We start from the raw sequence: 8,982 nt of genomic DNA, 5'->3' as shown, positions 1-8,982 counted from the left end.
GAATTAAATCTTACCCTACCTCGGATGGTGTCACTTTGTTTCCAACAAAGATTGCTGATCAGGCAAGTCCTCTTGTCAATAGGCTTTGAGACGCGCTAACCCTGTTACATTACGACAATACTACGCTTTTAATGAATTAGAGCAAAATATATAGGAGTCCATTTGATTTCTGAAAAAAACTACGAGATAATACTGAGATGTGTGTCTGTCTAACAACGAATAATGATAAACCAGCATTTACAAGCCGCGATACCTTACATCTGTGCTGCCCGTGGATAAGCAGCGTTCTTATCCACGGTGAGTTCTTCAAAGCGCAGCGATACACCCGTGGAGTTCGGGTGTGTTGAGCGCTCAAGACTTTAGCGGGTCTGTTCAGCGCCAATGTCGAAGCGATCAAGCATCATCACCTTGTTCCAGGCTGCGACGAAGTCCTTGACCATCCGCTCGTGACCGTCATCAGCGCCATAGACTTCAGCAATCTGACGCAGTTCCGCGTTCGAGCCGAAGATGAGATCGCAGCGGGTTGCGGTGAACTTAGCTGCACCGGTTTCGCGATCGCAGATTTCAAAAAGCATCTCGCGATTGTCAACAGGCTTCCACTCGTAGTCCATACTGGTCAGGACACGGAAAAAGTCATTGGTCAAGACCCCCGGACGGTTAGTGAAGCTACCGTGCTTTGAATGATCCCAATTCTGATCGAGCGCGCGAAGTCCGCCGACAAGAACCGTCCATTCAGGCGCGGTCAGCGTGAGGAGCTGCGCTCGATCCAGGAAGATACGCTCCGGCTTCACCTTGTAGCCAACAGCCTCATTGTGATAGTTTCTGAAACCATCCGAAACTGGCTTCAGCCAATTAAACATTTCAACATCTGTCAGTTCCTGAGTCGTATCCATCCGACCCGGAGTAAACGGCACGGCAACAGAAAACCCAGCGTCTTGTGCAGCCTTCTCGATCGCAGCACAACCACCGAGGACGATAAGATCCGCCATCGAGATTTTTTTGTTGCCCGACTGAGCGCCGTTAAAGTCCGCCTGAATGCGATCAAGGGTCGATAGCACCTCGCCGAGTTCCTGCGGGCGGTTCATTTCCCAGTCTTTCTGGGGATTGAGGCGAACGCGCGCCCCATTTGCGCCGCCGCGCTTGTCGGAATGGCGGTGACTCGATGCCGCTGCCCAAGCGGCTGACACGAGCGCCGAAACAGAGAGTCCACTCGCTAAAATCCGATCCTTGAGAAAATTGATATCGGCGGCATCAACGACATCATGATCCAGTGCCGGAATTGGATCTTGCCAGATCAGATCTTCCTCTGGGATTTCCGGACCAAGATAGCGCGTTTTCGGACCCATATCTCGATGGATCAGCTTATACCAAGCGCGCGCGAACGCATCGCTGAAGTAATCGAAGTCACCCAAGAAGCGCTGACAGATTTCGTGATAGACCGGATCGACCTTCAAGGCAATGTCCGAAGTCATCATCATTAACGGGTGCTCAACGCGCGGTTGATGGGCATCCGGTGTCTTTGGCGCATCAGGATTGCTCGGCTTCCACTGAATAGCACCTGCTGGACTCTTTGTCTGTTCCCAATCGTATTTAAAAAGATTTGTTAAGTAACTGTTGTCCCACTGGGTTGGATTTGGAGTCCACGATCCTTCGATCCCGTTCGTCATTGTATATTCGGCAAACCCAGTGCCTTCAGGGTTCTGCCACCCCAAACCCATCGCCTGAATCGGCGCGGCTTCCGGGGCTGGACCAATCTTGTCCGGCGAAACCATGCCATGACTTTTGCCAAAGGCATGACCCCCTGCAATCAGCGCGACAGTTTCTTCGTCATTCATGCCCATCCGCGCAAACGTCTCGCGAATGTCTCGCGCCGAGCCATAGGGGTCGCCCTCAGCGTTTGGACCCTCTGGATTGACGTAAATTAGCGCTTGGTGCGAAGCCGCTAGCGGGTTCTCAAGGTCGTAGTATTGCTCGTTCGGTTTCCCAACCCACCGAATCGTGCGAGTGACCATCTCATCAGGATGACCAGGGTGTTCCTTAACATCGTCAACCGAATCGCCGTTCCAGAATTCGGGTCCCCAGTATGTCGAGCGATCCGCCTCCCAGGCATCTATGCGACCACCACCAAAACCGAAGGTCTTAAACCCCATGATTTCGAGCGCGCAGTTGCCCGTCAGAACCATCAGATCAGCCCAGCTTAGTGCCGCACCATATTTCTGCTTGATGGGCCAGAGCAGCCGTCGTGATTTATCTGTGTTTCCATTATCCCACCACGAATTGATGGGTGCGAAGCGTTGCATACCCTGACTCGCTCCACCCCGACCATCCGCGATCCGGTAGGTGCCTGCTGAGTGCCACGCCATGCGAATCATTTGAGGTCCATAATTCCCATAGTCGGCGGGCCACCAGTCCTTTGAATCGGTCAGCAGTGCTTTGATATCGCTCTTCAACTGTTCAAAGTCAAGCTTCGCGAAGGCTCCTTTGTAATCGAAATCTCGCAGTGGGTTAGCTTGAGGCAAATTTTGGTGAAGCAGTTCGACCTGAAGTCGGTTCGGCCACCAATCATCGACTTGCGGCTTGGAGCCGAGCGCGCCGCCAATGCGGGTTCCCCGGAAAGGGCATTGTGCAGGAGGGGTGGCAGGGTTGTTGTTCATGGGGCTGTTATTCATTCAGTTCAATCCTTCTTCATTAAGTTCAATTCTCTCTAACAGTTTATGTTAGTCAAGCTGTGTTGAGCGCCGCCACAAGTGGCGGTTTGAACGGCAAGTGCCTTCATCGCTAAAGTTCTTGCAAGTGCTGAATGAGCTACCCTTTGCTAACCCCACCCTCCCTGCTACGATTATCATTTTTATTAACAGCTTTTTGAGTATTTTTACTGATTGACAAAATGCGCTTTTTTGATGTGTTACGGGTGATGCAGGTTTAAACATTTTCTTCTTAATCAAAAACCTAAAACTTTGTCTAGCTATACTTTTCCCAGTATTAAGTAAGTCGCCGCGAAAAAACCAAATTTTTTCCAGAGTTTCTGTCGATATTTCGGAAATTTTCATAGTTTTTACTATAGTTAATAAATTTTCATAGTTAACATCTAGCATTCGGCATAAATTGTTATAACGATAAACAATGCACAAAGCGAGAAGTATTGGCAGTGCTTTAATCGAGATGAAGCATTTCAAAGTGAGCCGATGTTAGTCATTAATAATATAGTGTTAACCACGCCAGTCAGTGACACGACACCTATTGATATTCCCCAAATATTAAATTAGGTTAGGGGAGATCGCTTTCACCCGGATTTCTCACAAGCTTGAGGGAAGGGGCAGAGAGGCAAAGGGGATTGAACTTGGCACATTGAACTCTCCTCTGCTCCCCTGCACAAGCACAGGCTTTGAGAGATGTAGTGAGAAATTCGGGGTAGGAGTATGGGAAGATTCGGATACCGTTGGCGAATTCTCTAAGCAGCTAAACTGAACCGATTAGTTCAGCAATGAAACGATTGAGAACCTTCTGAGCAGTTTTATACCCAGTAGTTTGCTTACCTAACTTCAGTTGGGACAAAATGCGATGGCTACGCCGCGCCGAAGGCATCGCGTAAAATTTCAAGTTCTCTTATCGTTGGCAACGCAACCGACTGTCTTTCGCGCTCCGTATCAGATGTTAGAGGAAACTGCCTATACCGTATAATACTTGGTTGAGGCTCGTTTTTTGGTGGAGTGAAAGCTAAAAATTCTGAGTCTTCCCGTGTAATACTTGGTTGAGCGTTATGCTTAACAATGTGTTCTAAATAGTCAGCACGGGTTTTACCCAAACATTCAGAGGCAATACCAAGTGCTTTCCAAGTATCATCTGTTAGTCGTAAAGAACGTACTTCACGATAGTCATCACTTTTAAGCGCAAACTTTCCCTGAATATCTCGTTTCCACATAACCTCAACCGTGTATTACATCGTAAGTTTAAGGGGAAATTTGCTTGCCATCCGACATTGAGGGCTACTGGCCCCAACAGGTCAATGTTATAGTCTTGCTCTGAGGTAGAAAGTAATTGTGCTGATGTGTATGCTTGGTCAACCAAGTGCTGTTGAGGCAGGAGGTTTTTTTCTCCCAAAGATTCGTGAATTGAGGGAACAACTGTTACGTCTTGAGTTGTGGCAGCAGTAGTTTCTACATGAGTGATCATGTGAGGTGAGTCTTTATCACAACTTTCTGTCAAATGCACTTTGTACCCTGTCCAGTTAGTAGTGCGTTTGGTACTGTTACGAGCATCTAAGTCATAGGGAGAGCGAATTCGTACTGCTCCCGGTGGCCCATCTTTTTCGTTGCGTAACTGAATCTTGTCTGTTGGTGCATAGTATTGCTGTAACCAAACCTGACGCAAGACTTCTACGGCTGGCAGTTGTCGCAGTTCGGTGGGGGAAGTTTGGGAATAGATGTTATCGAGTAAATAAAAGCCATCGGCCCCAATTGTCTGAGCTAAAACTTCTCGTTCTGAAGCCGTTCTGGGCAATCGGGTATCTTCAAAGCGTCTGCTATAGCGGTCATACCACTCGGCGGGAGCTAATGACTTCAGCCAAATGGGTGCAACTTCAGCCACAGCATTCAAAGCGTACCGCAGGGTTTCCCCTAAATGTTCCAGTCTTGTTAGTTCCCTGACTACAGCTAATATATGAGTTGAGTCAGTGCGCTGTTTTCCCCTAGCTGAGAGCAGTTTCCGCTCTTGAAATTTCAACAACATCAAGTCTAGTATTTGCTGCTCGACACCACCGACGATTAATCTGTCGCGGAATTCGCTTAAAACACTAAAGTCAAAACCAGGGTCTGTCAACTCTAAGGACAAAGCATATTTCCAGTCAATCCGCCCTTGCACTGCTTGCGCTGCTTGTCTATCAGATAAATTCTCTAGATATTGCATCACCAGTATCATCGCCAACCGCCAAGGTGCTTGCGCTGGCTGACCCCGTTGTGGATACAGTGATGCGAAGTCTTCATCCTGGTAAAAGACCCCAAGTTCATCACGCAGTCGCATATATAAATTACCTTTGGGGAACGCGGCCTTGGCTATGCGTACCGTTTCATCAGGAATAGGAGGAATTTCTTCAGGATGTAAGCACATATACTGCCTCCACAGGTATTTCTTCTAGTTTATTGATTATTGAGGCAGTTAACTTAATTTTTTTCTTTCCGTGTATTGCACGGAAAGGCGTAACTCTCCTATCCATGTAATACGCGGCAAAATTGGCGTTTTTTTGTTAAGCAATATTTCGCCAACGGTATCAGGTAAACTGGTTATCCCCTACGCTTACGGCGTGGTATTCACCAACATCACCCGCAAGGATTTTGAGCAAAGTGAACTACCAGCAGTATTTGAGGAACACTTGGTTATCTGCAAAGATGAAATGCGACCAAGCACAGATGCAGGGGAATTTCAGCAACGACTTTGGGATTTATCGGCATATCAATTTGGCAAGACCTTAACCAGCAGTCAAATAGATAGAATCCGTTGGCATATCTTCCCAGAATTACGGATTACTGCCAAACAGTTATCTTTGCTTGATTTAGAAACCGACACTGAAGAAATGCCGCAGTTGCAAATCCCCGACATTCTCAAAATTATGGACTTGCAGCAAGAACAGTTAGCCCGCAGTTTAGGTGATGGACATCGGGTAATTCATGGTGTGGCTGGTTCAGGAAAAACCATGATTTTAGCCTACCGTTGTCAGCATCTTGCAAAAGTAGAAAATAAACCAATTTTGGTGCTATGTTTCAATGTCTCTCTTGCTGCCAAACTCCGGCAAACTATTCAAGATAAAAACAAAGTCAGTCGCATTAAAGTACGACATTTTCATGGCTGGTGCATGGATTTACTTAAAAAGTATGACATCCCTAGACCCGATAGAGAGTATCAAGGTGAAGCTTATATAGAAGAACTGGTTCAAAGAGTAATTACAGCCGTTGATGCCAAGTTAATACCGGCTGGCACTTATGGCGCTGTGATGCTCGACGAGGGTCACGACTTTAAACCAGAGTGGTTAAAGTTGATTGCCCAGATGGTCAACCCCGAAACCAACTCTTTGCTTATCCTCTACGACGATGCCCAAAACCTCTACGGTGAACAACGCACTAAGAAATTTAGCTTTAAGAGCGTAGGCATCCAGGCACAGGGACGCACCACCATTTTTAAACTCAACTACCGCAATACGGCTCAAGTATTGGGGGTAGCCTATGAATTTGCTAAAGAAGTAATGCAACCCACCGAAACCCAGGATGATGACCAACAAATATTGGTAGAACCTACCAGTGCAGGACGGCAAGGCCCCAAACCAGACCTCATCCGTTTACCCAGTTTTCAACACGAGGTAGATTACCTAGCAGGGCGAGTGCAACAATTACACGAACGAGATATCCCTTGGAACGAAATAGCAATTATCTATCGCTCCAACTTTATGGGCGATCGCATCTATAACCACTTCCAACAAGCCCAAATCCCAATAGAGTGGATCAACGCCGACAGTGAGAGCCGCAACTATCACCCGGACGAACAAAGCATCAAACTCATAACCATGTACTCCAGCAAAGGGCTAGAGTTCCCAGTGGTGCTTATTCCTGGTATTGGTTATATGCCTGACCAGTACGGACATGGTACACCAGAAGAAGAAGCGCGGTTGTTGTATGTAGCAATGACACGGGCAATTGAGCAACTAATTTTGACTTGCGATCGCTCCTCCAAATTTACCAACCGTTTAGAGACAGCATTAGGTAAAGTGGCAGTAATTTGATTGTGTTTATCCTTCATTCAAGCGAGGAAAGCGATCGCTCTCCCTTTTACTGCACCCTCTTGACAAATGTGCAATTACCTTAACCTCTCACTGATGCTGCATTAACAACTTGTCCCAAGACATTCTGACCGGATTTTTCTAAAATTTCACAAGCAACAGCAGCTTGAGTAGAATCAACTACCCCAAGACGAACTACCAACAAAACGCCATCAGTCATTTGCCCCAAAGTGGCTGCATCAGCGGCAACATTTAATGAAGGAGCGTCAATAATTACAAAATCATAATTATTAGCAAAACTTTGAATCAAAGAAGCCATCCGTTTGGAATCAAGCAGAGATGCCGGCCAGGGAGGTACTACTCCAGTAGTCAGGACATGCAAATTATTCATAACCATTTTGACAACGGTGCTGATTTGGGTTTCTTCCAGAATCAGATTACTCAGACCTTGATTATTAGTTAATTCCCAAATTTGATGTTGAACTGGACGATGCAAATTCCCATCTATCAGTAAGACTTGATGCTCCATCTGTGCCATTACTATTGCTAAATTAGCAGCTACTGTTGATTTACCTTCTCTGGGCACAGAACTAGTGACAACAATAACTTTTAACTGTTTATCACCACCTTTTAACTTCAAATTTGTCCGCAACATCCGATAAGCTTCAATAATTTGAGAGGAATAAGTACCTTTGACAACAAGTTTTGAGGTAGACAAGTCTAGTTGTTCGTCGCTTACATAAGATTTTTGAGGCTTGCTAAAGATAGGAATTACACCTAATAAAGGAAGCCCTATTAATTGCTTTGCTTCATCAACAGTCTTAATAGATTTATCTCTGACTTCCAGAATATATATAGTCGCCAAAGTAGCTAAAACAGCAAGTAAACCTGAACTCAAGTACGAAAGCATATTAGAAGAAATAGGCTGGTCAGGAATTTCGGCTTCAGCTATCAAACTGGCATTACCGACATTCTGATTTTCTGCAATTTGGCTCTCTTGCAATTTTTGTAACAAAAGTGAATATGTAGACTGTGATGCTTGTACTTTGCGTTCTAGCTGGCGCTGTTGTTGTTCTAATCTGGGCAAAGTTTTCAGTTTTTCTTTGTAGACTGCTTGTAATTTGGATAAAGCTGCAGCTTGGCTAACTAACCCCAGGCGAGTTGACTCTAACCTGATCATTTCTCCAGTTAATTGTTGTTGCAGCGCCCCAATCTGCAAATTGCCATTCCATTCTGTTTGAGTTGTCCCTACAACTTGTGTTACTCGCTGTTGTATTATATTTTTTAAGGCTTTTAACTTATATTTTAAGCTAATAATTTCAGGATGAGACTCCTGCAAAACAGTTCGCCTCACTGCAAGTTGAGACTCTAACTGCTGGACTTCTTTGAGAATATCTTGTAACCCAGGAGATTGGCTCAGAGAAGTCTGAGCCAAGGCTTGTTTTGAATTCATATTCAACTGCTTGCGGATATCTTGAGACTGGGCATTTACATTGGCAATTTGAGATTGAACCTGGCTAGATTGCTTTTGTAGTTCTGTAATTACGTCTAGTGATTTAGTTGCTTCTTCTTGCAGAGAAACAACTTTGTTATTATCTTGAAACTTCGCTAGTTCACCTTCTGCATTTCTGACAATTAATTCAGCTTTTGGTAACTCCTTTTGAAGAAATTTACGGGCTGCGGCAGCTTCTTTTCTTCGTGAAGAGACGTTATATTCTAAATAGATATTCATCACTGAGTTAACCACTTTTGCTGATTTTTCAGGGTTAATATCCTTATAGGAAACTTCTAAAATATCAGATCCCTTAATATCTTTAACGGTTAATTTTTTCAGTAATTCTTTGGGTTTTAAACCTTCCCCTTGATCATTTGTCAAAATAAGTTTGTCTATAGTTTTTTGCACAAGGGGTACAGACCGAATAATCTCTGCTTCTGTATTTAGAGGATTAGTTTTCTGATCCTGTGCTACTGCTTCTAAATTACCTATCCCTGCTCCTACTCCCGTCAAGGAGGAGATAGTATTTGTTCTTTGAAATAGTAGCTTTCCCTCTGCCTCATAAGCCGGTTTTTTTAAACATGAAGTCAGCATCAAAAACAGAAAAGCTGGGATAAAGACAGCTAAACTTGGTCTCCAACGGCGCTTAAGGATTTGCCAATATTGATCAAATGCTAAAAAAACTATTTGTGATTCCATAAATTAATTTTAAAGGCTGAAT

At 45.0% G+C, this 8,982-nt stretch carries 4 protein-coding genes and 1 pseudogene; 1 reads left to right on the top strand and 4 read right to left on the bottom strand.

Annotation, left to right across the window (positions count from 1 at the left end):
* Nucleotides 1-359: 359 nt before the first annotated feature.
* The 3 genes and pseudogenes from katG to HWQ36_RS21395 form a co-directional block, all read right to left on the bottom strand.
* Nucleotides 360-2,669 carry a catalase/peroxidase HPI gene (katG, locus tag HWQ36_RS21405; protein WP_292706255.1) on the bottom strand — a complete coding sequence of 770 codons (2,310 nt, stop codon included), beginning with the start codon at nt 2,667-2,669 and terminating at the stop codon, nt 360-362.
* Between the two features lie 790 nt (nt 2,670-3,459).
* Nucleotides 3,460-3,922, bottom strand: a pseudogene (locus tag HWQ36_RS21400) (hypothetical protein).
* The gene (locus tag HWQ36_RS21395; protein WP_292706254.1) at nt 3,847-5,106 is read right to left on the bottom strand and encodes a transposase; all 1,260 of its coding nucleotides are present in this window, start codon (nt 5,104-5,106) and stop codon (nt 3,847-3,849) included. Before HWQ36_RS21395 ends, HWQ36_RS21400 begins: the two are co-directional and overlap by 76 nt.
* Nucleotides 5,107-5,239: 133 nt before the next feature.
* On the opposite strand from HWQ36_RS21395, the gene HWQ36_RS21390 reads away from it, so the two are divergent.
* Nucleotides 5,240-6,769, top strand: coding sequence for a 3'-5' exonuclease (locus tag HWQ36_RS21390; protein ID WP_292706253.1), 1,530 nt, complete (start codon nt 5,240-5,242; stop codon nt 6,767-6,769).
* A gap of 79 nt (nt 6,770-6,848) precedes the next feature.
* On the opposite strand, the gene HWQ36_RS21385 is transcribed toward HWQ36_RS21390, so the two are convergent.
* Nucleotides 6,849-8,960 carry a polysaccharide biosynthesis tyrosine autokinase gene (locus HWQ36_RS21385; protein WP_292706251.1) on the bottom strand — a complete coding sequence of 704 codons (2,112 nt, stop codon included), beginning with the start codon at nt 8,958-8,960 and terminating at the stop codon, nt 6,849-6,851.
* Nucleotides 8,961-8,982 lie beyond the last annotated feature (22 nt).

This window comes from Nostoc sp. NMS2, from assembly GCF_017115105.1.
GTDB lineage: Bacteria > Cyanobacteriota > Cyanobacteriia > Cyanobacteriales > Nostocaceae > Nostoc.
Note: the sequence above shows the minus strand (reverse complement) of the source record. Positions and strands in the feature narration are given on the sequence as shown.